Raw genomic sequence first — 23,009 nt, forward strand, 5'->3', positions numbered from 1 at the left:
GATTCTCCATGAGCCCCAGCATTCTCGTTGCGCAGAACCTTAGCAAAGTGGTCCCCAGCGCGGAAGGCGACCTGACCATCCTCCACGCGCTCTCCCTCGACCTCGCCCAAGGCGACAGCCTGGCCATCGTCGGTGCCTCCGGTTCCGGCAAGTCCACGCTGTTGGGCCTGCTCGCCGGGCTCGACCGGCCGAGTGCCGGCAAGGTGATACTGGCCGGACACGACCTCGGCCCCCTCGACGAGGACCAGCGCGCCCGGGTGCGCGCCGAGCACGTCGGCTTCGTGTTCCAGTCGTTCCAACTGCTCGACAGCCTCAACGCCCTGGAGAACGTCATGCTGCCGCTGGAGCTCGACGGTCGCCGCGATGCCCGCGAGCACGCTCGCGATCTGCTCGAGCGGGTCGGCCTGGGCAAACGCCTGAGCCACACGCCGCGCCAGCTCTCCGGCGGCGAGCAGCAGCGGGTGGCGATCGCCCGCGCCTTCGCCGCGCAACCGGCCGTGCTGTTCGCCGACGAGCCCACCGGCAACCTCGACAGCCACACCGGCGAGCGCATCAGCGACCTTTTGTTCGAACTGAACCAGGAGCGCGGCACGACACTGGTGCTGGTAACCCACGACGAACGCCTGGCCAAGCGCTGCCGCCGCCTGATCCGCCTGGATGCCGGACGCCTGGTGACGCCCCTGGAGCCCTGATGACCCGCCTATCGTTCCCACGCCTGTGCACCCTTGCGCTGCGCCAGTTGCTGCGTGACGCGCGCGCCAGCGAAGTCCGCGTGCTGTTCTTCGCCCTGCTGGTTGCGGTGGCGGCCAGCACCGCCATCGGCTACTTCGGCGCTCGCCTGAACGGCGCCATGCAGTTGCGCGCCAGCGAGTTCCTCGGCGCCGACCTGGTCCTGCAGGGCAGTGCCCCACCCGCCGCGCAGCAGATCGCCAGCGGCACCGCGCTGGGCCTGCGTCATGCGCGGGTGGTGGAGTTCACCAGCGTGGTTAGCGGCGACAGCGGCATCCAGCTTTCCAGCATCAAGGCGGCCGACTCCGCCTACCCGCTGCGCGGCCAATTGCGCAGCGCCCCGGCGCCCTATACCGCAGAGACGCCCGGTGGCGGCCCGGCGCCGGGAGAGGCCTGGGTCGAACCGCGCCTGCTCGCGGCGCTCGGCCTGGCCATCGGCGACAGCATCGACGTCGGCATGAAGACCCTGCGCATGAGCCGCGTGCTGACCTACGAGCCCGACCGCGCCGGCAACTTCTACAGCCTGACCCCTCGGGTGCTGATGAACCTCGCCGACCTGGACGCCACCGGCGTCATCCAGCCGGGCAGCCGGGTCAGCTACCGCGACCTGTGGCGCGGTGATATCGACGCCTTGCAAACGTACCGGCAGGCGGCGGAAAAAAGCCTGGCCGCCAACCAGCGCCTGCTCGACACTCGCGACGGTAACCGGCAGATCGGCGGCGCACTGGGCAAGGCCGAGCGTTACCTGAACATGGCGAGCCTGGTGGCGGTGCTGCTGGCCGGCGTCGCCGTGGCCTTGTCGGCCAGCCGCTACGCCGCGCGGCGCCTGGATGCCAGTGCCCTGCTGCGCTGCCTGGGCCTGTCCCGGCACCAGGCCCTTGGCCTTTACAGCCTGCAACTGGCAATGCTCGGTGTCGCCGCTGCAGTCATCGGCGCACTGCTCGGCTGGATCGCCCAGCTGGGGTTGTTCCGCCTGCTCGAAGGGCTGCTACCCAGCCAGGTGCCGCCCGGTGGCCTCACCCCGGCGCTGGCCGGCATCGGCACCGGATTGGTAGCCCTGGCCGGCTTCGCCTTGCCGCCCCTGGCAGCCCTGGGTCGCGTGCCGCCGCTACGGGTCCTGCGCCGCGACCTATTGCCACTGCCACCGAGCAGCTGGTTGGTGTACGGCGCCGCACTGCTCGCCCTGGGCCTGATCATGTGGCGCCTGAGCCTGGACTTGCTGCTGACCTTCGCCCTGCTCGGCGGCGGGCTGATCGCCGCCTTGCTGCTGGGGGGGTTACTGTTGCTCGGCCTGCGCAGCCTGCGCCGGCTGCTGGCCGGCGCGCCGCTGGCCTGGCGGTTGGGGCTCGGGCAGTTGCTGCGTCACCCGCTGGCCGCCGCCGGCCAGGCCCTGGCCTTCGGCCTGATCCTCCTGGCAATGGGCCTGGTCGCCCTGCTGCGGGCGGAACTGCTCGACACCTGGCAGGCGCAGTTGCCCAAGGACGCGCCGAATCATTTCGCCCTGAACATCCTGCCCGATGAGCGCCAGCCGTTCGCCGAGCGCCTGGCCCAGATCAACGCCACCGCCGCGCCGCTGTACCCGGTGATTCCCGGCCGCCTGACCCATATCAACGAGCAGCCGGTGCGCCAGCTGGTCAGCAAGGAATCCACTGGCGAGCGCGCCATCCAGCGTGACCTCAGCCTGACCTGGGCCGCCGAGCTGCCCCAGGGCAATGCCCTGAGCGCCGGCCAATGGTGGCAGCAGACACCCGCCAACGATGAAGCCCCCGGGGTTTCCGTGGAGGCGGAGCTGGCGCAGAGCCTGCACCTGCAACTGGGCGACCTGCTGACCTTCGACATCGGCGGCCAGCAACGCCAGGCCCGGGTCAGCAGCCTGCGCAGCGTGCATTGGGACAGCTTCCAGCCAAACTTCTACATGATCTTCCAGCCGGGCACCTTGCAAGGCCTGCCCACCACCTACCTCACCAGCTTCTACCTGGCGCCGGGCCACGACCAGGAAATCGTCGCGCTGTCCCGGGCGTTCCCGGCGGTGACCGTGCTGCAGGTCGATGCGCTGCTCGCCCAGCTGCGCAGCATCCTCGCCCAAGTCACCCTGGCGGTGGAGTACGTGCTGTTGTTCGTGCTGGCTGCGGGGCTGGCGGTACTGTTTGCCGGCCTGCAGGCGACCCTCGACGAACGCATCCGCCAAGGTGCCCTGCTGCGGGCCCTGGGAGCAGCACGCCCGCTGCTGGTAAAGGCACGACGCATCGAGTTCGGCCTGCTCGGCGCCGCCAGCGGCCTGCTCGCGGCACTCGGCTGCGAGCTGATCACCTTCGGCCTGTACCGCCATGCCTTCGACCTGGCCTGGGCGCCGCACCCAGCGCTGCTCCTGCTGCCGCTGCTGGGCGCGCTGCTGATCGGCGCCGCCGGTGGCTATGGCACCCGGCGGGCACTGAACAGCAGCCCGCTGACCGTGCTGCGCGAGGGTTGAGCCCTGCGCAGGCCAGGGTTCAGGGCTGGCTGGCCTGTAGGCGGCCGCGCAGGCGCAGCCGGCCCACCACCCCCGCCATGAGTACTATCGGGGCAGCGACGGCGATCGCCAGATGGTTCAGGTCCAGCGGCGGGATGCAACTGAGGAACAGTGAGTACAGGGCGCCGGCCATCATCTGCAGAAAGAAGAACTGCCCCGACGACATGCCGACGTCCTGGCTGACGCAACGCAACAACCCTGCCTGCGTGATCGGAATGACCATACCGGTACAGACCAGCAGCGCGATCATCGGCAGCAGGAACAACAGTGTACCCGGGCCCACCAACAGCAGCCCCAGGGACAGGCTTATGCAACCTCCCAAGCCGATCATCGCGGCGAGCGCCAGCAGCGCGTCCAGGTCGTGGGTCTGGCTCAGGCGCCGCGCGATGGTGCTGCCCGCCACATAGCCACAGGCACAGGCGCCGATCAGCGCGCCATACTCCAGCTCACTGAAACCCAGCACCTGCTGGAAGGCATGGGACGACGACGACAGCAGGGCGAAGTAGCTCATCCACACCAGGCTGATGCAGGCCGCATTGCGCCGATAGCCAGGGTTGCCCATATTGCGCCGGTACACGCGCCAGATGGCGCCAACCGAGCCGATCGGCTGCCCGCCGCCTGCCGTGGGCCGGGTAAGTCCGACGAACACCAGCAACACCAGCAGGTTGAATGCGCCGGCACACACCAGCACCCCGCGCCACCCCAGCTCAGGCAGCACAGCACCGGCCAGCAATGGCACCACGCAAGGCGTGACGGCAGTGGCCGAGGCCAGGGTGCTCAGAACCGGCAGACGTTGCGCTTCGGGGTACACCTCCCTGACGACCAGGCGTGTGGTCACGGTACTGACGCAGCCGCCCAGCGATTGCAGCAAACGGCCGAGGATGAACAGAGTGAAGCCCTCGGCGCTGGCCGCCAGCAAGGCGCCGACCACCGACAGCGCCAGACCGCCCAACTGCACGGCCCTGGGGCCGAACCGATCGGAAAGCAGCCCGGCCATGATCACCGATACGGCGTAGCCGACCATATACACCACAAGCGTGTTCTGCACGCTCGCCATCCCCACATGAAGGTCCTGAGCCAACCGCGCCGATGCCGGCACCATCACGCCCAGCCCCACCTGCGGCACCACCACGGCGCTCAACAGCGCCAGGGTCAACCAGGGACTCGCGCTCGGCGCACTCATGCCCGCATCACCTGTTCGTAGTGCGGGGCCAGCAACATGGGCAACCACTGCAGAACCGTCATGACTCGTTGACTCCTTGCAAAGAATGAATACCGGTTCCGTCTACGCCTGGGCGCACAATGGAATCGGGTGCGCTTCTTTGCGCACCGCAACAAGTTGTTACGTGGATTGAGCTTAGGGATTGCGCTGGCTACCATGAAGGTCCATTAAGCCTTCCTGCATGTGGACCACTTATGGCCAGAGGCAAACAACCGCTTGCCCTTGACCTTGCCCTGCCGTTCGAGCTGTGCGCCAAACCTTCGGCCCGCAAGCACCAACTGCTCTATGCCTTCCTGCAAGATCTGCTCGCCTGTGGCCATCTGACGCCCGGCACACGCCTGCCCTCCACCCGTACCCTCGCCCAGCGGTGGGGAGTGGCGCGGGGCACCGTCGAGCTGGTTTTCGAACAACTCGCCCTGGAAGGTTGCATCCTGCGCCGACAAGGCGCGGGCTCAGTGGTCGCACCGCTGCGTCCCGACGCGCTGATCGCGGCCAACGAACAGCCCCTGGCCACGCTCGCTTGCCCCCGTGAGCCCGCGCCCTGCGTCAGCCCTGCCGCCCTGCCAGAAGCCCGGTTGCAGACGGGCGTGCCCTTCGTCGCCCGGCTGGCAGACCCGACGCTGCTTGAACAGCGTCATCTGCAACTGGCCGCCGATGCCCTTGCGACAATCACCGAGAGCGTTCCGCACGCAGGTGACATGTTGCTGCGCAAGGCTATAGCGGCGCACATCCGTCTCTATCGGGGCATCGAGTGCGACGTCGAGGCTATCGTCGTGACCCAGGGCATTCGCCACACCCTGCACTTCATCAGCCAGTGGCTGGAACAGGACGACGCCATCGCCCTGGAGGATCCGGGCTACTCCTGGGCCGCACGCATGTTCGAACAGACCGGCAGACGGGTGATCTGCGTCGCCGTGGACCAGGCAGGCCTGGACGTCGAACAACTGGCCACGCACGACCACGTCCGCGCGGTGCACACCACCCCCGCGCACCAGGCTCCGCTGGGCATCTGCATGAGCGTCCAGCGACGCCAGGCGCTGCTGGACTGGGCACAGACCCGAGATGCCTACATCGTCGAGGATGATTACGACAGCGAATACAACTATGCCTGCGCGCCACTGCCGGCGATCAAGGCGCTCGACCAGCATGACCGGGTGCTGTTCTGCGGCAGCTTCAACAAGACATTGTTCAGTGGGCTGAGGCTGGGCTTCGCGGTCGTACCGCGAACCTTGCGCGCACGGTTCATCGACTGGCTGGCGGCAACGGGGCAGACGCCGGGGATCATCGCCCAGCGGACGGTGCGCCAGTATCTGCTGCGCGGTCACTATGAACGGCACCTGCGCATCGCAAGGCAGACCTACCAACGCCGCCGGGACCTGCTGCTCAAGCGCCTCGCGGCAGAGCCAGGCATGACCGTCAGCGGCGAGCAATCCGGCCTGCACTTCGTCCTCTGGTTGCCCAACGGCGTCAGTGAGCAGGCGTTCTGCGAGCGGGCCCGGCAATGCGGGCTGGTGTTGCAGCCGATCGGTCTGTTCTGCCGCAAACACACCTGGCCCGCCGGCGTGCTGATCGGTTATGCAGCGCTCACCGATGAGCAGATCGCAGCAGCGGCACAAGTGCTGGTAGAGGTCTATCGGGCATCGCTACCCGGGTAGCTGATGCGGTTGACGTACCAGGTTGCCTCACCCGGGGGGGTGTGCACCACCACCTCGTCGCCCTCCTCCTTCTTGAGCAACGCCCGGGCCATGGGCGAGTCGATGGAGATATAGTCGTTGCGCCCGTGGATCTCGTCATAGCCGACGATGCGAAAGCGCAACGAGTACTCGACCACCACGACGTCTTCCAGGCGCTTGCGCAGGTAACGCACGCGGCGGTCGATCTCGCGCAGCAGCTTCTTGTTGTGCTGGTATTATCACCCCAACCCCAGAACAGCATTAGCGATCCAACCAAGCAGCACTTCCACACTGGACGTACCCCGCACCTGCCGAATCCATCCAAGCAGCCTGAGGCGGCTTCACCCTGCCCGCATATTCTGGTGCACCAGAGAGATCACGGAGGGAGAACTGTTAAGCCCACCTTTGCAGCAACAGACGAACACCCATTCAGCAGCTCCGTTCGCCCCAAACAACCGGTCTCATAGCAAAGCCGCTGCGTCACTCAAGAAGCGGCGCCTCAGAAGCCACCCGGAAAGTCCTAGGCATAGGCCCTAAGTACTGCCCTATCGGAAGCTGTTCAAACAGCAATCCAAGGCGTGGTAGTCTCGCTTGGATTTGACTTGGATCATCATCTCGGCGGCGATTGCCTAAGGACATCTCCTGGCGGCTCCGTCCCCATTGATCCAGGTGCCACCGTATCTGTATCAGGAGTAGAGGTTGCCGACCAACATCATCACCAGAGAAGGGCACGCTGCTCTGAAGGCTGAACTAGACCACCTCTGGCACACCTACCGTCCCGAAATCACTCAGAAGGTTACCTGGGCCGCCTCTCTAGGGGATCGGAGTGAGAACGCGGATTACCAATACAACAAAAAGCTTCTTCGAGAGATTGATCGTCGGATCAGATACCTCCGGAAGCGGTTGGAGGACATCCGGGTTGTCAACTATGCCCCCGAGCAAGAGGGCAAAGTCTTCTTTGGCGCCTGGGTTGAGATCGACAATGAAGATGGTGAGAGCAAGCGATTCCGAATCGTCGGGTACGATGAGATCTACGGTCGGAAGGACTACATCTCGATTGATTCCCCCATGGCCCGCGCCCTACTGAAGAAAGAGGAAGGGGACGAGGTCGTGGTGCAGACTCCGACGGGCGAAGCGACTTGGTTCATCGCTAGCATTTCCTACGAACAGCCTGCCCACGGGTAGCCCCTTCCACCAGGATTCGGCAGCCTTGCTTGCACCACGGGGGAGCCAGCGCCTACAAACAGGTCGGACAGGATCGGTTGTCAGCAAAGATCGATCCTCGAAGGCAATTTGGCCCGCCTGAAGCGCGCTCAACAACGCTTGCTGATCAACCAACCACTGCGGGCGGTATTGATCAACCACGCATGGGGCTTCATTCGCTGCAGCTCAGCACGCCCCACGATGTTTCTGGAGCGCTCGCTGAGCACCCTATGGAGGGTAGCGATATCCGCCTGCTCAAAGAGGGTGTCCTTGCTGACCCGCGCCCCCCAATGATCTGCCCGTCCAGGACGCCATCGAGCAGATCAGGCGCTTGGAAAATGGTTATGGCGCCTGAGAAATCTTCGCTCCAATAGATGAAGCAGAGAGACGATGGCTAATCGACCACACTGAGCCGCCCCCAGCTTTGCGCCCCAAGGCTCTGGTCACACGCTGTTGGCCCGACCACCGCTTGATCGCTTAAGATCTATCAGGGCATCAAAGCCTCTTTGCTCGACAGGCCGTGTTTCAGCAGTGTTGCTAACAACTCTGCGTCAAGCGGTTATAGAACCAACGCATATATATTTTGATCAAGAAACTCATCCCCTATACGCTCTGCTTTTTTAAGTGTGCCCTCATAACTGAAACCACAGCGCAATGCCAGCGCATTGCTTTTTCCATTTTTTACGGCAGCCTTGATAACGAAGCGGCATATCTGGCTTTTTTCCACATAAATTTCAATCAGTTTTTTTACCGCAGCTGATAGAACGCCCTTCCCTTGCATATCAACATCCAACCAGTAACCTAAATAAGCGGTTTTATTCACGAGATCCATCGAATTAAAAGACAGAACACCGCAGGGCTTACCTGACTCACAAAGTATATACGTTTTGGAGATATCTTCTTGATGTTCCTTTGAGCATGAAATTAAAAACTCCTCTACGTCTTTCGAACACCTTGTGCTTCTAGGCCAGTGCATATACCTTTCAAAGTTTTTTTTATTTTTTGTTATGAGCTCGAACAAGTCCTTAGCGTATGAAGGCTTAGCGTTGACCAAAGACAGAGTTTCTGTAATTTTAATGTCTTCGGATACGCAATAAATGTCGTCAAGCACCAGACAATTAGGCTTGGATGGCGACCGACATAAACCAAGACGTCTGTCGTCGTACTTATAAACCACAGGCTTACACCTGACCCACTGAGTCATAGTTTGAAGGTCATACGCTCCACACCCTTTTATAAGGAAATGATCATTTTCCTTGAGAGAAAACGTTTCCCCGAGAGCTGTAATGTAATCCGCTTCGAAGCAATTAAAACCCACTAAGTACTGAGCGTGACGCGTCGGTGCTTCTGGAAAATTTGATACGGGTACGATCGAATGAGCCCACTGATGGATTGAGGGAACCCAGTTTGAAGCTACGTTTGTTTGGAGAAGCTCTATACCATTACGCCACTTAGTACTAAAAACCCTACCGCAGAGATAGCCATAATCCTCACTGAGGCATCTACCCGGCTCAAAGATGTAACGCCAATGCTGATTTACTTGCCCAAACAATGCTTGAGCTTTTTGAGCGATTTCTTTAAAAAAAAAGTCAGCAGAGGGTGTTTTGATGTTGATATCTTTTGAGAATGAGTCTGCTGGAAAACCGCTTCCCAAGTCTAGTATTCCTCGCTCCGGCATATGTTTGACTAGGAAAGAAGCCCATAGCGCCAGCGTGTCAGTTATGGCTGTCGTCGCCGGCAGATTTGACCCAGCATTAAGATGAAATCCGACATGCTCTATGCACTCGTACCTGCGAAGGCAGGGCAAGAGAATTTCTTCAAACTCATTTGATGTACAGCCGAAGCGGGAATATCCAGTGTCTCGATAAAGATGCGATAAGCGAATTATGATCTGGCATTTCTTTCTGATGCTCGAACATATAGACCCTAGCCTCTCGACTTCACTAATGCTATCAACCTGCACCAGCACCTCGTGCTTAACAGCGAACAACAGTTCGTCATCGAGCTTAAGCGGGCCATCAAAAATTATTTGACTGCTTTCAAAGCCTGCTTGTAACGCTAAATTGATTTCCTCTATTGAACAGGCCTCCACCCAGTAATGGTTATCTTTGAGCATTTGACAAAACGCCCCTAAATTACACGATTTCAACGAAGCCGCGAGCACGACCCCATCAAAGTGCTTTTTTGCAGAACGCATAAAGCTTTCCGCTTTCGCTCGGGCACTTTCAAGATCAAAAATGAAAAAAGGCCGATCAGGGCTGGCCTCCTCTAAGATATGATTCCGGACAGTCTCCATGAATTTTTCCGGGGGAGCTATTTGTGCCATGTCTGGAAAGCCACTCCTTGAAAATCTTTCTGAGCGTTCAAGCTTTTTCGAATTTCAAAAAAGTGACTATATAAAGCTTCTTGTTGATCCGTCGCCATAGCTCTAGTTCCAGGATTTTCTTGACATAAATAACGCCTTACACGCATTGCCAGTGCACCCTCACTTTCAGCAAACAGTTCGTACGTAAATTCGGAGCCGAGTGTAAATCCATGCTCCGTAAAAAACTCCTTCCAATAATCGTATGTCCAAGAGGGTTCTGGACGCCAGCCTAGTGCTTTCTCGACCGCATTTAGTATAAATTCCGGGGGCGTCAACCTGAAAAAAAAGTTTGAGATGCACAAGATTCCAGCATGCTTTAGAACTCGATGGCATTCTGACAATGCGCGCTGGCGATCTTGGATGAAACCAAAGTTACAACCACCTAGTACATGAGTGAATGACTCATTTTCGAATGGCAATGCGCAAGCATCGGCCACTAAGTATTGTAATTTATCGGCCGCATTTAGTTCGTTTGTTTTTTCATTAGCAACGCTGACTGCAGCACTACTTGTATCAATACCTACGGCCCGGCTTCCTACCTGCTCATAACAATACCTTGAACTAAATCCTGTAGAGCAAGCTAAATCTAGAAGATAAGAGCCAGAGGTAACAGTCGACGCCTCGATCAAATAGTCGAGCGCATGACTTGCACCAGGAGGTGTATTCTCTTGCTGCATGAATGCTACAAGATCAGGATAGGTCATAGAACTGAAGTCTACGCGTTTGGTGTTCACGAGATAACCTTCCGAGAAAGCATAATTAGAGATAGATGCGAAGACAAGCTTCGCATCTATTTAGAGTCAAGCTGGTGCAGATCCGCTTAAAGACCTACAGCTTTAGACGAGCTCTAATTGCACATCGAATGCTGGTGAGCACTCGGAAGTGTGCAGACGCTGGCAAGAGACTCCTTGAGTTGTTCATGTTTAGTAAAGGGTGCGACTGGTTGGCCCGCTGCATTGACTTGAAGCTGCGCCTCAGTCTCAACCGGTGCCGGTGGCAAAGCAGTAGCCTGTACGACAGGCGAACTTGCCAAGATAACTGAAGCGATACCGAGCAATTTCTTATCCATGTTACATTCCTTTGTTTTCCGTGAGAACGATTATCGTTCCTGATTATAGTTGCGACTTATAGCTCTTTTGTCAAGCATCTTTTTAAAGTCGCGCAATAATTCTACCTCTCCTATACAGACAGCTTAAAATGTTAACTCACTTCGCTTACTTGCAACTCCCTAAACGCCGGATGGATAGTCAACCTTACAAGCTTACAAGCTTACAAGCTTACAAGCTTACAAGCTTACAAGCTTACAAGCTTACAAGCTTACAAGCTTACAGGATCATTCTAGAGCTATCCCAGCGCTCTATTCTGGATTCAAATCCTTTGAATGTGTGTGTTGCCAGTGCAGAAATCAAATTGCTGCTTAGCATCGACGCAAGACTGAAATTTACTGGGCCGTAGCTCGGCATTATGCCGCTTGGCAACCTTGTGAGTGGTGCCGATACGTCACGCCTGACGCTGGGCGCAAGGTTTTTCGCATCGCTTGGATTAAATAGGAGCGATGTACTGAAGCAATGAAGATATCCACCAGACACAACGGGTATATCGAACTCCTCTGCGATAAAAACACCATCTCTCGCGAGAGTAGGAGGGTCGTCAGCAGTTATAACGGCGCCTTGAACATCTGAAATAAGTTCCCTCAGCAACTCAAGTGAGCAGGGTTTCACGTGAGTTACTACGCTCAGATTTTCAAACCTTGCAGTCAGCGCCTTCTTGAGTACGTCCACTTTATAGCTTCCTACATCTGCAAGCGTCCAAAAGAGCTGGCGATTCAAGTTACTCTTTTCTACCACGTCATGATCGGTTAGTATTAGATTTCGTATACCCGCACCTGCTAACAGCATCGCCACTGAACTTCCGATTCCTCCACAACCAGCAATTATAATTTTGGAGTTTTTCAGTATCTCCATGTCGGCTATTACATCTGCACACTGGCGTGCAACACTCAAGAAGTAGCTCGTCGTTCTGCTGGTTACAGGATCTTGAAGAAGCTGCTTCACTTGTTCAATTTCATCGTGCGCACCCTGGATTAAAGCTCCACATTCCTTCAGGGCCTGCTCCAGCGATTGTTCGTCTCCACTTCTGAAGCTCGAAATTCCTTTAGGGCCATTTATAATGGTCTCATCGGATTCCCGGGAAAAGATTGTGTCCCAGGAAGTGGTGTAACTCATCATGGCTCTGGCCACTGAGTTTGCCGTTTAGTTGATCACGGCCGACAGCTTGGCCTGTGGATTATCGCTGACCGCTTCGAAGGCCTCCAACTGCATGTAGCGTCTTTGCAGGCACCACTCGTCGTTCTGCTCCAGCAGCATCGCGCCTACCAGCCGTGTGATGGCCGGATCGTTGGGAAAAATCCCCACGACATCGGTGCGGCGTTTGATTTCAGCGTTAAGCCGTTCAAGCGGGTTGGTGCTGTGTAACTGCTGTCGGTGCGCTTTTGGAAACGCCATGTGAGCCAGCACTTCATCCTCGCAGCCGTCCATGAGTGTCGCGATCTTGGGGTATTTTTCGCGCAGTTGATCAGCGACCAAACGCCATTGCTGATGGCATTCGGCACGGCTGTCCTGGGCGAAGACCGTGCGCAGCAGCGCCGCTACCATGGTGCGCTGGCCCTTGCCGACATGGGCCATGGCGTTGCGCATGAAGTGCACGCGACAGCGCTGCCAGGTCGCATTGAAGACCTTGGACACAGCTGCTTTCAGGCCTTCGTGGGCGTCGGAGATGACCAGCTTCACGCCCCGTAAGCCACGTCGCATGAGGCTGCGCAGGAAGTCTGTCCAGAACGGCTCGGCCTCCGATGGCCCAACCCGCATGCCCAGGACTTCGCGGCCACCGTCAGTGTTCACGGCCACGGCGATTATTACGGCGACCGAGACGATGCGCCCGGCCTCCCGCACCTTGACGTAGGTGGCATCGATCCAGAGGTAGGGCCAGTCACCTTCAAGTGGCCGATCAAGAAACGCATGAACGCGTTCATCAATCTCGCCTGCCAGCCGTGACACCTGGCTTTTGGAAATGCCGGTCATGCCCATGGCCTTCACCAGCTCATCTACTGAACGCGTTGAAACGCCTTGAATGTAGGCCTCCTGAATGACCGCCGCCATGGCCTTCTCGGCGGTGCGTCGAGGTTCGAGGAAGCCCGGAAAGTAGCTGCCTTGGCGCAACTTGGGGATCTTCAGGTCGACGTCGCCGGCACGGGTTTGCCACAGGCGGTCACGGTAGCCATTGCGGCTGTTTGTCCGGTCTGGGCTTTTGACATCGAAGCCGGCACCGCACAGGCCTTCGACATCGAACTCCATCATGCGCTGGGCAACGAACTGGATCATTTGCTTGAGCAGATCAGCATCTGCCCCTTTCTCAACCAACTCGGTCAATGCGATAGTGGGCTTGGTCATCGTGGTTTCTCTGGTGAAGGTTAAGTCCGCAAACTCAACGTTAGCCAAGAACCACGATGACCATCCTCTTTCGCCCGCAGGGCGCCTTCGGCTGGTTCAGTTACACCACTTCCCGGGACACGATCCGGGAAAACAGTACGGAGGGCGCAATAATGGCAACCGGCTTGCCGTGTTTGTAGTAAACTAAATCGTCCATGACTACCTCTTATGTCCGCATGACGCTTTTGAAATAAACGATTAGGAATGGGAAAAGTTTAAGGCTGGTTCAGCTGTCATCTTTTTCCGGTAGTGGAGGCTTTCAAGGCCTGAGAAATCACTGGGAAGCTGGGTGAAGGGCTAATCAAGCGCACGCGGGACAAACCCAGCAGCTCTGATCTAGTTCGCGCCGTGCTGGAGCTGAAGGCCAGCGACATGTCGAAAACAGAGGTGAGTCGAGCGCTTGATTTACCGGAAGCGACTGTCAGTTGTTATAGGCTCAAGAACTGCCTGGCTAGAAAGGGATTTGTGGTCTTAGGCTCTGTATGAAAAGCCTTGATACTCGGTGATGCTGCGTTGAAAACAGCCTCGGAATGCTCATTTACAACCCGTAAAGTCGGGCGCGACTCCGACCGTTCCTCGGCTGTTTTCGCCTTGCCTGACCTTCGTCTCAAGACTTTTCATACAGACCCTAGCGGTTCATTTCCAGCACACTTCACAAGAAGCGATGGTGCGGGCTGACAAATTTCGCCAGTGGATCGAAGTGGGAATTCCACCGCGGGAAATCGCAGTATTGATGCCTCGTCAGGTAGACGACTATGGCTCGGCCCTGATGGCGGAGCTTGTCAGGCGGGGCATTACTTCAAGGAATGACAGCGAGCTGCAGGACTTGCCAAAAGAGCCTGCAGGCCGGCTGATGATCGACTACCTCACCTGCCTGTATGGCAAAGGCCAATCGGATGCCTGGGCGCGTCTGATGGACTTGTTCACCCCCTATGAGGAGGCCAGCGCATCCGCAGCAGGCGCAAGGCGCCCACCGAGAGACCGAGCTTAACGACTGGCCGCGACACGCCGCTCAACGGCGGGTGATCAGGCCCTGGCGGGCGATGCGGGTGAGCTGGCCGATGACCTCGTCGGCATCCTGCGCCGCGGGGGCCTGGATCACGGCCAGGTCGAAGCGGTCGTTGCCATACTGATCGAGCTGGTCACAGCTGTCGGAGAACTGGATGAGGAAGGCACAAGCCTGGCCCTTGCGCCGGGAGAAGCCATCGAGATTGCGCAAAAGCGTGGGTTGATGCTGGCCGCCGAGCAGGATGCGCGGGGTACGGGAAGCCTGGTTCTTGGCCAGGGGGGTCAAACAGACACTGGTACGTGGGCAACTCATGGAGTCTCTCTCCGCCTCGCTGATCCCGCTGGGCAGCGGTGGGAGGCGTCACCGAACCAGCGCTTTAGCGGTATTTCGGATGACCCACCGGGGCCTCTCCTGCGCCCCGCAAGTAGCTGTTTAAATCGGCGCAATCGGTATGCTAGAGGGACACGCCGCAAGTTACAAGCTGCAAGTTGATCGCTTTGACCACTTGCAGCTTGAGGCTTGAAGCTTGCAGCTTTATTTCAGCGTGCGATCACATGGTCCAGCGACAGGCGGCCCGCGCCTTCGATCAGCACCGCCACGGTGCCGGCCAGCAGCGCCAGGGCGAACTCATAACCGTTGTTGGACATGAACAACCCGTTGCCGATATGCACCGAGAAGATCGCCACTACCAGGGTCACGCTTAGCGCCAGCGCAGCCGGGCGGGCCAAAAGGCCGACCACCAGCGCCAGGCCGCCAAAGAACTCGGCGCTACCGGACAGCAGCGCCATGAGGTAGCCCGGAGCCAGGCCGATGCTTTCCATCCACTGGCCGGTGCCTTCCAGGCCGTAGCCACCGAACAGGCCGAAGAGTTTCTGCGCGCCGTGGGCCATGAAGATGACACCGACCAGGATGCGCACGACGCTCAGGCCGTAGCCGGCGCGGGTGTTGAAAAGGGCTTTCAGGGAGTTGTTCATGAGGCGCTTCCTTGTTTGAGCGGGTGTGTGTTGGATGGGTGCCATCATAATCAAGTCATCGAATAATAAAATCGCAAAAAACGCGCAATTAATATCGAATAATTTGATTTGATCAGCGCTTGGCCACCCGCTCCAGGGAGGCACGCTCGCGGTTGAACGCGAGGTAGTACTTGTTGACGCTGTTGACGAAACTCACCGGCCCCATGCCCACCTGCTCCATGGCGATACGCTCGGTCTGGAAGAACCACTGGTTGCCATTGAGTCCCCGTCGCCGGGCTTCGGCGCGCATGGCCTGGACCCGCTCCGGCCCGAGGTTGTAGGCGGCCAGGATGAACGCCATGCGCTCGCGCTCGTTGAGCTGGGGGCTGGCGAAGAACTTGCGGCGGATCAGCGCCAGGTAGCGGGCACTGGCCTGGACATTGCCATCCACCGTGGCGGTGTTGCTCACGCCTACCCGCTGGGCCGCCGACGGCGTGATCTGCATCAGCCCGTGGGCACCGCCGGTGCCACGCGCCTTGGGATCGAGGGTGGACTCCTTGAACGCCAGGGCGGCCAGGTTGAGCCAGTCGAACTGCTGGTCGCCGCCATGTTTCTGCAGCACCGGGCGCAACGCGGCCAAGCGTTGGCGGTCCTGGCGAGCCAAGGGGTTATGCACCCGGTACTGGCGCCGGTAGATGCGCTCGAACGCCGCGTCCTGGTTGTCGGGCGCACGGTAGGTGGCCAGGAAGCGGTCCACCGCCGCACGCAACATCGGCGCATCCTTGCGCAGATACCAGCGCATGGCCTGGGGCGGAGCCAGCTGCAGCTTGCTGTCGACCCGCAGGCGCGGCATCACCCGCGCCCAGCGCTGGGCGATGGGACGCTCCACCACGGTCAGCGGGTAGATGCCCGCCTGGACCATCTCCAGCACATCCTCCACCGCCAGCGTCGGGTCGACCCACTCCACCTTGATCGGTGCCCGCTTGCGCAGCGCCAACTGCTGGTTGATCGCCTCGATCGCCGGCCCTGCGGCACTGGCGGTGGTCAGGGCGATGGTGCGCCCGGACAGCTGTTCGGCACGGTTGTAGCCGCGCTCGCCCTTGCGCCCGACCAGTTGCAAGGGAACCTGGTCGAGCACTGGCGCGCTGGCATCGACGCCGCGCACCACGCCGGGGTCGAGCAGTTCACCGGGCGCGGCAAGATCGCCCTCGCCGCGCTGCAGCGCACCAAGCAACTGTTCCTTGGCGCGGGGGATGATCTTCAGGGTGATTTCCTGGCCGTCGGCGACCGGGGCATTGAGGGCATGCTCCAGGGCACGCAGGCGGTAGTACTCGATCCCGACCGGTTCACCCTTTACCTCGCCGGAGCTGTTGCGGCTCTGGTTGACCAACACCCGCAGCACCTTGCTCGAGCGGATCTGCGTCAGGTCACGGGCCTGGCTGGCAGGCACATGCTGCTGCGGCCCCGCCTCGCCGGCAGCGACCGGCCCGGCGGCCAGCAACCCGGACAGCAACAGGCTGGTGAAAAAGGTTCGCACCATGGCGGTAAGGGTCCGAGGGCGGTTGGCAGGCACCATGCGCTGTGATCGATCCGTGATAAATGACCGCAACAGACCACGGCAAACGTTTGAAGTTCTTGGCTTTTTCGCGATATCTGGGTTTTTGCTATGCTGGCCGCCCCGCGGCAAGAGGTAGCACCATGCAACTGATCGATATCGGCGTCAACCTGACCAACAGCAGTTTCCGCGACCAGCAGGCCGCTATCGTCGAGCGTGCCGTGGAAGCCGGCGTGGCACAGATGGTCCTCACCGGCACCAGCCTGGATGTCAGCGCCGAGGCGCTGGAACTGTGCCAGCGCCTGGACGAGCCCGGCCAGCGTCTGTTCGGTACTGCCGGCGTGCACCCCCACGATGCCAGCCACTGGAGCGCCGACAGCGAACGCCAGCTGCGCGAACTGCTCGCTCAGCCACGGGTCGTGGCCGTGGGCGAATGCGGCCTGGACTTCAACCGCGACTTCTCCCCACGCCCCGCCCAGGAAAAGGCCCTGGAGGCGCAGCTGGCGCTGGCGGTCGAGCTGCGCCTGCCGGTGTTCCTCCACGAGCGCGAGGCCAGCGAACGCCTGCTGGCGATCCTCAAAGGCTACCGCGACCACCTGAGCGCGGCGGTGGTGCACTGCTTCACCGGTGAACGCCAGGCACTGTTCGCCTACCTCGACATGGACCTGCATATCGGCATCACCGGCTGGATCTGCGACGAGCGTCGCGGCACCCACCTGCACCCACTGGTCGGCAGCATCCCGCAAGGCCGCCTGATGCTGGAAAGCGACGCGCCCTACCTGCTGCCCCGAAGCCTCAGGCCCAAGCCGAAGAACGGTCGCAACGAGCCTGCGTTCCTTCCCGAAGTGCTGCGCGAGGTGGCACTGCACCGCGGCGAAACGGTGGAGCACACCGCCGCCCATACCAGCACCTGCGCCCGCGCGTTCTTCGGCCTGCCTGAGGTTTCTTGACGCATATCAACGAGGCTTCTGGCCTTGGCGGGCACAATGATGGCACCTTGCCAATAATGTTTCCGCCAACTCAGAGAAGACCTACCATGGGTGCCTGGCTTAGCAACGTTTCCCTCAAATACAAGTTCTGGGCCGTCAACGCAGTGGCCTTCGTCACCACGCTGATGCTGGTGCTCTACGCGGTGCACCTGGAGCAACAAGCCCGCGCCAGCGGCGCCCGGGCGCAAGCGCAGGCCCAGGCCGAACTGCTGGCAGCCTGGCCCGCCGGACAGGCACTGCCCACGCAGGCCAACCTGATCACCTGGCGCAACGGCCAGACGCCGCAATTTGCCGGCGAACCACTCGAAGCCCTGCGCGATGCCCAAGGCTGGGTCGATCTGCCCGGGGCCTGGATCCTCGGCGACAACCCGCTGCGCGGCGCCCAGGTATTGCGCCGGGACGAGCAGCACATCGCCGTGCTTGCCCAGTCCCCTAGCCTGCGTCAGGTCTATTTCGACCGCTTCAGCAACTATGCCGTGTGCGTGCTGATCCTGATGCTGGCGATGCTGTGCGCCTCGCAGTTGCTGATCCGCTTCCTGCTCAGCCAGCTCAACACCCTCAAGGATGTGATGCTGCATGTGGAGAAGACTGGCGACCTCTCGGCCCGGGTGCCGCTGGCCTGCGGCGACGAGGTCGGGCAGATGGCCGGTGCCTTCAACGCCATGCAGACCACTTACCACCGCGTGGTCAGCACCGTCGCGCGCACCGCCGCGCAGCTGGATTCGGGGGCCGCGCGCCTGGCCGGCAGCATGGACGAGGTGCGCCACGGCATGATCGGCCAGCAGAGCGAGACCGACCAGGCGGCCACCGCAATCAACGAGATGACCGCCACGGTGCACCATATCGCCCAGCACGCCGGCGCCACCCGCGACCTGTCGCAGACCGCCGACACCCTGGCCGGCAGCGGCCAGGCCGTGGTCAGCCGCGTGCAGGATTCGATTGCCGGGCTGTCCAGTGGCGTGCAGCAGACCGCCGAAATGATCCGCCAGCTGGCCGACGACAGCCAGAAGATCAATGGCGTGGTGGGGGTCATCCACAGCATCGCCGAACAGACCAACCTGCTTGCCCTCAACGCCGCCATCGAGGCCGCCCGGGCCGGCGACCTGGGCCGGGGCTTCGCCGTGGTCGCCGACGAGGTGCGCAACCTGGCCAAGCGCGTGCAGACCTCCACCGACGAGATCACCAGCATGGTCGCCGACCTGCAGGCCGGCACCCGCGACGCGGTGGATTTCATGCAGGAAAGCTCGTATAAGGCCGACGATTGCGTCAAGCAGGCGCGCGAAGCCGGCGAGGCCCTGGCCGAGATCACCAGCGCGGTGGCACAGATGCGCGAAAGCAACACCCAGATCGCCGTGGCCGCCGAGCAGCAGAGCCAAGTGGCCGAGGAAATGAACCGCGCCGTCGTCAGCATCCGCGACGTGACCGAAGAGACCGTGCAGCAGACCGTGGGCTCGGCCACCACCAGCAGCGAACTGGCGACCCTCGCCGGCGAACTGAACAAGGCCATCGGCCAGCTCAAGCTTTGACCAGCACTGGCTATGGTCACCATAGCCAGCCTCGATTGGCCCCCCTGCGGGGGCCGCACTAAGCTTTGGACAGACCCCTGAGGATCCGTCCATGAGCAAACGACTGCCCAACCTGCCCGCCTGGCAATGGCGCGGCTACCACCACAATCACCGCCACCCCACCAACCTGGTGCTGCATCTGATCGCAGTGCCGCTGTTCATCCTGGGCGCGCTGCTGGTGCTGTCGGGGCTGTTCGCGCTGGACCTGTCGCAGATCGCCGTGGGCGTCATTGCGTTGGTCGCCGGGTTGGGCCTGCAACGCCATGGGCATCGCCTGGAAGCCGAGCAGCCCGAGCCTTTCGCCAATCGCCAGGATGCCCTGCAGCGGCTGCTCACCGAGCAGTTCATCACCTTCCCGCGCTTCGTGCTTAGCGGCGCCTGGTGGCGGGCCTGGCGCGAGCGGCACAAGCATCGCCACTGACCGAAAACATCGCGGGGCAAGCCCGCTCCCACAAGCGCCATTGAGCGCCGTGGGAGCGGGCTTGCCCCGCGATTGACTTGATGAAGATGGCTCAGGCGAACACGGTCACCGTCTGCCGGCTCGACGCCAGCAACTCCCCTTCGGCCGTCCACAACGCAGCGGCCGCATGCCCATAACCATCACGGGCATACTCGGTCTCGACCACATAGCGGCACCAGTCGAGGGTCGACAGCCGCGGCGTTGGCTGCACGAACTCGATGGTCCAGGTCAGCGTGCTACCGGCGGCGGGCTGCTTGAGATATGGCAGCAGGCTGGGCGGCCAGGCATCGACCAGCGCCAGCAGGTGCGCCACCCCGACCGGCTCCTCGGCGACATCACGCAGGCGTACCCAACCGCCCATATGCCGTGAGTCATTGCCACTGAACGGCAGGCCGCCCACCGCCCAGCGAAACGCCACGTGCTGCATGAATTCCGGTGTAATGCCCTTGATGAAGGGCAGCTCCGGTGCCGCCTCCTGCAGCGGCTTCATCGGCATCGCGGCTGGCGCGTCGACCGCCACCACGGAAGGACGACCGGCACCGAAACTGCCCTGCACCAGGGTCACCACCTGGCCATCCTGCACGGCGCGTCCCAGCAAGGTGCTGACCGCCTTGCCCTCGCGCAGCACCTCAACCTCCAGGCTGATCGGCACATCCGGCGCCGCCGGGCCGACGAAGGTGATGGCCAGCGAACGCACCGGGCGGTTGTCGCCGAGCTTCTGGCGCATCGCTTCGTGCACCATCGCCGCCATCAGGCCGCCGAACACCGCGCGGCCCTGGGCCCAGCCAGCCGGCACGCTGACCGCCTCGGGGTGAGCGCGTGCGGCTGTCAGCAATTCTGTGAAGTTCATGTGCCAGGGCTCCTGCGCGAAAAGAACCGATAGTAACCAGCGATCACGCCAGCCACAGCCCGCATTTCGGTCATTTGCCGGGACTAACGGCGCGCCAGGGCTTTTTGCAATGCCTCGAGGGTCAGATCCGAGCGCCCCTCGGCAGCATGCAGCTCATGCTCCCAGGCCACCTTGCAGCCCGCCAGGTCGCTGTGCTCATGTACCTGCAGCAACCACTGCACGCGGTCATGCCAGTCGCCAAGATCGCCTTGCGCCTTTTTCAACAGCCGCTGCAGCCCCTTGCCGGCATGCTCGAGTTGGGGGTAGGCCTCGTCCCCATAGCGAACGCGCTTGATCAGCAGGCGCAGACGATGCCGATCATGGGCCGGGTCGTCCAGCGCCCTGGCCAGCTTGCGCCATTGCTTCTCGAGGCGCTTGTCGATGCGCCTGCGCATGCCTTGCGTCAAGCCTTCGCGGTCGGCAGCACGCAAAAACAGCGGAAAGGCGTCGAGGATTGCCAGCACCCGAGTAAGCTGGGCACTGGACGCGACGCCGGCAAAGGTCCGTGCCCTCCCCTCCTGGCGGCGCTCGCCGGCCTGCACATGACCGCGCCCGACCAGTTGCGCGGCCAGCACTTCACGGTCACGCAACGGTGTGGTGAGCGTGCCCAGTGCCCCCGCCGCTTCCTCCAACTGCTCGACACCCGGCAAGCCACGCAAAGGCCGCAACAAACTGCGCAGCCGCCGTAGGGTGGTGCGCAGGTCGTGCAGCGCCTCGCTGTCGGTATCGGCGGCGAGGCGCTCGCGACAGGCCAGCATTCCCACCTGCAGGGCCAGGACCCTGGAAACCACATGGTCGATCATGCTCGGCATGTGACGCTCCTCACTCAACGCCCGGCGCGGGACTCACGAATGTAGAAACGCGCTTTCTCGGCCTTGTGGGTACAACCTTCAAAGCCTTCGAACTGCTGCTGGGTCTTGGCACCGGTCAGCAGCGACAACGCCTTGGAATAGCTCACGGTGCCGGCAAAGCCTTCGGCCTTGGCCAGGTCAAGTTCCTTCCAGGCGGCATCGAGCTGGGTCGCGCAACTGTCACGGTAGGCCGTCTTGCCCGCGCAGCCGGCCAAGGCCAGGGCAATCAGAGGAAGGGTGATCCAGGCTTTCATCGGTAATACCTCGAGGGTGGAAACTGAAGTGGCCGTTCGACGGCAAAGCAAACAAAAAGTGCCCTGCTCAGCGTAGTCCAGCACGGACTACATTGAAGCACAGGCGGCATGGGTGCATTGTTGGACCATGGTTGCACAGGCACGGGGGGAAAAATCATGGGCAAACGCGTGGCGTTGGTGCTGGGCTCCGGCGGGGCCCGAGGGTACGCGCACATCGGTGTGATCGAGGAGATCGAACGCCGCGGCTACGAGATCGCGTGCATCGCCGGTTGCTCCATGGGCGCGGTGATCGGCGGCATCTACGCCGCCGGCAAGCTCGACGAGTACCGCAGCTGGATCGAGAGCCTGGACTACCTCGACGTGCTGCGCCTGGTCGATGTCAGCTTTCGCCTGGGCGCCATTCGTGGCGACAAGGTGTTCGGGCAGATCCGCAAGATCGTCGGTGAAATCAACATCGAGCAATTGCGCATTCCCTACACAGCGGTCGCCACCGACCTGACCAACCAGCAGGAAATATGGTTCCAGGAGGGCTGCTTGCACCAGGCCATGCGCGCCTCGGCGGCCATTCCCAGCCTGTTCACCCCGGTGGTGCAAGGTAATCGCATGCTGGTCGATGGCGGTATTCTCAATCCGTTGCCGATCGTCCCGGTGGTGTCCAGCCACTGCGACCTGATCATCGCCGTCAACCTCAACGCCACCAACCAGAAGCAGTATCAGTTGCCGGTGATCGAGCGCCCGGCGGCGTTCAAGATGCGTTTCGACGCCTTGATCAGCTCGCTGGGGTCGCGCCTGCCGTTCCGGCGCAAGCCGGCCGAACAGCTGATCCGCCTGGAGCAGGAGATCGTCGCCGAAGGGCTGGCCTCATCCAACCCCTGGCTGGGCGAGAGCGCCGAACCGCAGGGCCAGCAGCCGGCGGCGGCGCCACAGAGCGAAGGCGCGCCCAAGTCGGCCACTGGCTCGTTCATCGTCGACAACGTCGGCCCCGCGTCCTTGCTGGACCTGATCAACCAGAGTTTCGAAGTGATGCAGACGTCGTTGGCGCAGTACAAGATCGCCGGGTATCCGCCGGATGTACTGATCAACGTACCCAAGCGGGTGTGCCGGTTCTTCGAGTTCTACAAGGCGCCGGAGCTGATCGCCCTGGGGCGGGAGATCGCCCGGGACACGCTGGACAACCATGAGGGAATCCGGCGCCCCTGAAACAAGTCCGTGCACACCTGCCGCAGGTCGTCATGCAGGAGCGGGCTTGCCCCGCGATGAACCAAAGCCAGAAACGAAACAGGCCGCATAAGCGG

Annotated in this window: 20 protein-coding genes and 2 pseudogenes; 8 read left to right on the forward strand and 14 right to left on the reverse strand. The window is 61.1% G+C overall.

Going from position 1 to position 23,009, the window contains the following annotated elements; all coding sequences use genetic code 11:
- Positions 1-8: 8 nt before the first annotated feature.
- A complete protein-coding gene (locus ACZ9C1_RS09465; RefSeq protein ID WP_110700931.1) occupies positions 9-692 on the forward strand; it encodes an ABC transporter ATP-binding protein in 684 nt (227 codons plus the stop codon).
- Positions 692-3,199, forward strand: coding sequence for an ABC transporter permease (locus ACZ9C1_RS09470; RefSeq protein ID WP_476253908.1), 2,508 nt, complete (start codon positions 692-694; stop codon positions 3,197-3,199). The genes ACZ9C1_RS09465 and ACZ9C1_RS09470 overlap by 1 nt, the downstream gene beginning before the upstream one ends.
- Positions 3,200-3,218: 19 nt before the next feature.
- Here ACZ9C1_RS09470 and ACZ9C1_RS09475 read toward each other — a convergent pair whose 3' ends face one another.
- A complete protein-coding gene (locus ACZ9C1_RS09475; RefSeq protein WP_457378696.1) occupies positions 3,219-4,421 on the reverse strand; it encodes an MFS transporter in 1,203 nt (400 codons plus the stop codon).
- A gap of 233 nt (positions 4,422-4,654) precedes the next feature.
- On the opposite strand from ACZ9C1_RS09475, the gene pdxR reads away from it, so the two are divergent.
- On the forward strand, positions 4,655-6,115 hold the full coding sequence (pdxR, locus tag ACZ9C1_RS09480; protein WP_457378695.1) for a MocR-like pyridoxine biosynthesis transcription factor PdxR: 1,461 nt from the start codon (positions 4,655-4,657) through the stop codon (positions 6,113-6,115).
- Here the strand turns inward: pdxR and ACZ9C1_RS09485 are convergent.
- Positions 6,091-6,369 (reverse strand): annotated as a pseudogene (locus ACZ9C1_RS09485) (GreA/GreB family elongation factor); the annotation flags it as partial. The gene pdxR and the pseudogene ACZ9C1_RS09485 overlap by 25 nt on opposite strands.
- A 463-nt stretch (positions 6,370-6,832) precedes the next feature.
- Here ACZ9C1_RS09485 and greB point away from each other — a divergent pair.
- Positions 6,833-7,318: a transcription elongation factor GreB gene (greB, locus tag ACZ9C1_RS09490; protein WP_139669909.1), complete on the forward strand. Its 486-nt coding sequence runs from the start codon at positions 6,833-6,835 to the stop codon at positions 7,316-7,318.
- 128 nt (positions 7,319-7,446) lie between these two features.
- On the opposite strand, the pseudogene ACZ9C1_RS09495 reads toward greB, so the two are convergent.
- The 9 genes and pseudogenes from ACZ9C1_RS09495 to ACZ9C1_RS09535 form a co-directional block, all read right to left on the reverse strand.
- A pseudogene (locus ACZ9C1_RS09495) lies at positions 7,447-7,608 on the reverse strand (NAD(P)-dependent oxidoreductase); the annotation flags it as partial.
- 287 nt (positions 7,609-7,895) lie between these two features.
- Positions 7,896-9,662 (reverse strand): GNAT family N-acetyltransferase, encoded by a 1,767-nt coding sequence (locus ACZ9C1_RS09500; RefSeq protein ID WP_476253909.1) that lies wholly within the window; start codon positions 9,660-9,662, stop codon positions 7,896-7,898.
- A complete protein-coding gene (locus tag ACZ9C1_RS09505; protein WP_476253910.1) occupies positions 9,650-10,435 on the reverse strand; it encodes a class I SAM-dependent methyltransferase in 786 nt (261 codons plus the stop codon). Before ACZ9C1_RS09505 ends, ACZ9C1_RS09500 begins: the two co-directional genes overlap by 13 nt.
- Before the next feature lie 113 nt (positions 10,436-10,548).
- Positions 10,549-10,770 carry a hypothetical protein gene (locus ACZ9C1_RS09510; protein ID WP_277504980.1) on the reverse strand — a complete coding sequence of 74 codons (222 nt, stop codon included), beginning with the start codon at positions 10,768-10,770 and terminating at the stop codon, positions 10,549-10,551.
- Positions 10,771-11,026: 256 nt separating this feature from the next.
- A complete protein-coding gene (locus ACZ9C1_RS09515; RefSeq protein ID WP_476253911.1) occupies positions 11,027-11,926 on the reverse strand; it encodes a ThiF family adenylyltransferase in 900 nt (299 codons plus the stop codon).
- Positions 11,927-11,953: 27 nt separating this feature from the next.
- Positions 11,954-13,150 (reverse strand): IS256 family transposase, encoded by a 1,197-nt coding sequence (locus tag ACZ9C1_RS09520; protein ID WP_016391483.1) that lies wholly within the window; start codon positions 13,148-13,150, stop codon positions 11,954-11,956.
- A 1,051-nt stretch (positions 13,151-14,201) separates the two neighbouring features.
- On the reverse strand, positions 14,202-14,510 hold the full coding sequence (locus ACZ9C1_RS09525) for a hypothetical protein (RefSeq protein WP_046854898.1): 309 nt from the start codon (positions 14,508-14,510) through the stop codon (positions 14,202-14,204).
- Between the two features lie 227 nt (positions 14,511-14,737).
- The gene (locus ACZ9C1_RS09530) at positions 14,738-15,172 is read right to left on the reverse strand and encodes a DoxX family protein (protein WP_102683246.1); all 435 of its coding nucleotides are present in this window, start codon (positions 15,170-15,172) and stop codon (positions 14,738-14,740) included.
- 112 nt (positions 15,173-15,284) lie between these two features.
- Positions 15,285-16,691, reverse strand: coding sequence for an MltF family protein (locus ACZ9C1_RS09535; RefSeq protein ID WP_476253912.1), 1,407 nt, complete (start codon positions 16,689-16,691; stop codon positions 15,285-15,287).
- Positions 16,692-16,849: 158 nt separating this feature from the next.
- On the opposite strand from ACZ9C1_RS09535, the gene ACZ9C1_RS09540 reads away from it, so the two are divergent.
- The 3 genes from ACZ9C1_RS09540 (at position 16,850) to ACZ9C1_RS09550 (ending at position 19,681) form a co-directional block, all read left to right on the forward strand.
- On the forward strand, positions 16,850-17,656 hold the full coding sequence (locus tag ACZ9C1_RS09540; RefSeq protein ID WP_102683245.1) for a TatD family hydrolase: 807 nt from the start codon (positions 16,850-16,852) through the stop codon (positions 17,654-17,656).
- A gap of 86 nt (positions 17,657-17,742) precedes the next feature.
- Entirely contained in the window at positions 17,743-19,221 is a 1,479-nt protein-coding gene (locus tag ACZ9C1_RS09545; protein ID WP_476253913.1) for a methyl-accepting chemotaxis protein, read from the forward strand.
- 91 nt (positions 19,222-19,312) lie between these two features.
- Positions 19,313-19,681 (forward strand): Mpo1-like protein, encoded by a 369-nt coding sequence (locus tag ACZ9C1_RS09550; RefSeq protein WP_110700949.1) that lies wholly within the window; start codon positions 19,313-19,315, stop codon positions 19,679-19,681.
- Positions 19,682-19,772: 91 nt separating this feature from the next.
- Here the strand turns inward: ACZ9C1_RS09550 and ACZ9C1_RS09555 are convergent, their stop codons facing one another.
- From ACZ9C1_RS09555 to ACZ9C1_RS09565, 3 genes are all read right to left on the reverse strand, one after another.
- Complete coding sequence (locus ACZ9C1_RS09555) at positions 19,773-20,570, reverse strand: acyl-CoA thioesterase (RefSeq protein ID WP_476253914.1); 798 nt, start codon at positions 20,568-20,570, stop codon at positions 19,773-19,775.
- 83 nt (positions 20,571-20,653) lie between these two features.
- The gene (locus ACZ9C1_RS09560; RefSeq protein WP_277504985.1) at positions 20,654-21,421 is read right to left on the reverse strand and encodes a CHAD domain-containing protein; all 768 of its coding nucleotides are present in this window, start codon (positions 21,419-21,421) and stop codon (positions 20,654-20,656) included.
- 14 nt (positions 21,422-21,435) lie between these two features.
- Positions 21,436-21,714 (reverse strand): hypothetical protein, encoded by a 279-nt coding sequence (locus tag ACZ9C1_RS09565; RefSeq protein ID WP_102683240.1) that lies wholly within the window; start codon positions 21,712-21,714, stop codon positions 21,436-21,438.
- 156 nt (positions 21,715-21,870) lie between these two features.
- On the opposite strand from ACZ9C1_RS09565, the gene ACZ9C1_RS09570 reads away from it, so the two are divergent.
- Positions 21,871-22,914 (forward strand): patatin-like phospholipase family protein, encoded by a 1,044-nt coding sequence (locus ACZ9C1_RS09570; RefSeq protein WP_102683239.1) that lies wholly within the window; start codon positions 21,871-21,873, stop codon positions 22,912-22,914.
- Positions 22,915-23,009 lie beyond the last annotated feature (95 nt).

The sequence above is a fragment of the Pseudomonas sp. TE21435 genome (genome assembly GCF_056279265.1).

Excerpts from the sequence above, each read along its gene's own strand:
- ACZ9C1_RS09470 (WP_476253908.1), top strand. The coding sequence starts at position 692 with ATGACCCGCCTATCGTTCCCACGCCTGTGCACCCTTGCGCTGCGCCAG.
- ACZ9C1_RS09515 (WP_476253911.1), bottom strand. The coding sequence starts at position 11,926 with ATGAGTTACACCACTTCCTGGGACACAATCTTTTCCCGGGAATCCGAT.
- ACZ9C1_RS09525 (WP_046854898.1), bottom strand. The coding sequence starts at position 14,510 with ATGAGTTGCCCACGTACCAGTGTCTGTTTGACCCCCCTGGCCAAGAAC.
- ACZ9C1_RS09565 (WP_102683240.1), bottom strand. The coding sequence starts at position 21,714 with ATGAAAGCCTGGATCACCCTTCCTCTGATTGCCCTGGCCTTGGCCGGC.
- ACZ9C1_RS09555 (WP_476253914.1), bottom strand. The coding sequence starts at position 20,570 with ATGAACTTCACAGAATTGCTGACAGCCGCACGCGCTCACCCCGAGGCG.
- ACZ9C1_RS09535 (WP_476253912.1), bottom strand. The coding sequence starts at position 16,691 with ATGGTGCGAACCTTTTTCACCAGCCTGTTGCTGTCCGGGTTGCTGGCC.
- ACZ9C1_RS09500 (WP_476253909.1), bottom strand. The coding sequence starts at position 9,662 with ATGGCACAAATAGCTCCCCCGGAAAAATTCATGGAGACTGTCCGGAAT.
- pdxR (WP_457378695.1), top strand. The coding sequence starts at position 4,655 with ATGGCCAGAGGCAAACAACCGCTTGCCCTTGACCTTGCCCTGCCGTTC.
- ACZ9C1_RS09570 (WP_102683239.1), top strand. The coding sequence starts at position 21,871 with ATGGGCAAACGCGTGGCGTTGGTGCTGGGCTCCGGCGGGGCCCGAGGG.
- ACZ9C1_RS09465 (WP_110700931.1), top strand. The coding sequence starts at position 9 with ATGAGCCCCAGCATTCTCGTTGCGCAGAACCTTAGCAAAGTGGTCCCC.
- ACZ9C1_RS09475 (WP_457378696.1), bottom strand. The coding sequence starts at position 4,421 with ATGAGTGCGCCGAGCGCGAGTCCCTGGTTGACCCTGGCGCTGTTGAGC.
- ACZ9C1_RS09560 (WP_277504985.1), bottom strand. The coding sequence starts at position 21,421 with ATGCCGAGCATGATCGACCATGTGGTTTCCAGGGTCCTGGCCCTGCAG.
- ACZ9C1_RS09510 (WP_277504980.1), bottom strand. The coding sequence starts at position 10,770 with ATGGATAAGAAATTGCTCGGTATCGCTTCAGTTATCTTGGCAAGTTCG.
- ACZ9C1_RS09530 (WP_102683246.1), bottom strand. The coding sequence starts at position 15,172 with ATGAACAACTCCCTGAAAGCCCTTTTCAACACCCGCGCCGGCTACGGC.
- ACZ9C1_RS09550 (WP_110700949.1), top strand. The coding sequence starts at position 19,313 with ATGAGCAAACGACTGCCCAACCTGCCCGCCTGGCAATGGCGCGGCTAC.
- ACZ9C1_RS09520 (WP_016391483.1), bottom strand. The coding sequence starts at position 13,150 with ATGACCAAGCCCACTATCGCATTGACCGAGTTGGTTGAGAAAGGGGCA.
- ACZ9C1_RS09540 (WP_102683245.1), top strand. The coding sequence starts at position 16,850 with ATGCAACTGATCGATATCGGCGTCAACCTGACCAACAGCAGTTTCCGC.
- ACZ9C1_RS09545 (WP_476253913.1), top strand. The coding sequence starts at position 17,743 with ATGGGTGCCTGGCTTAGCAACGTTTCCCTCAAATACAAGTTCTGGGCC.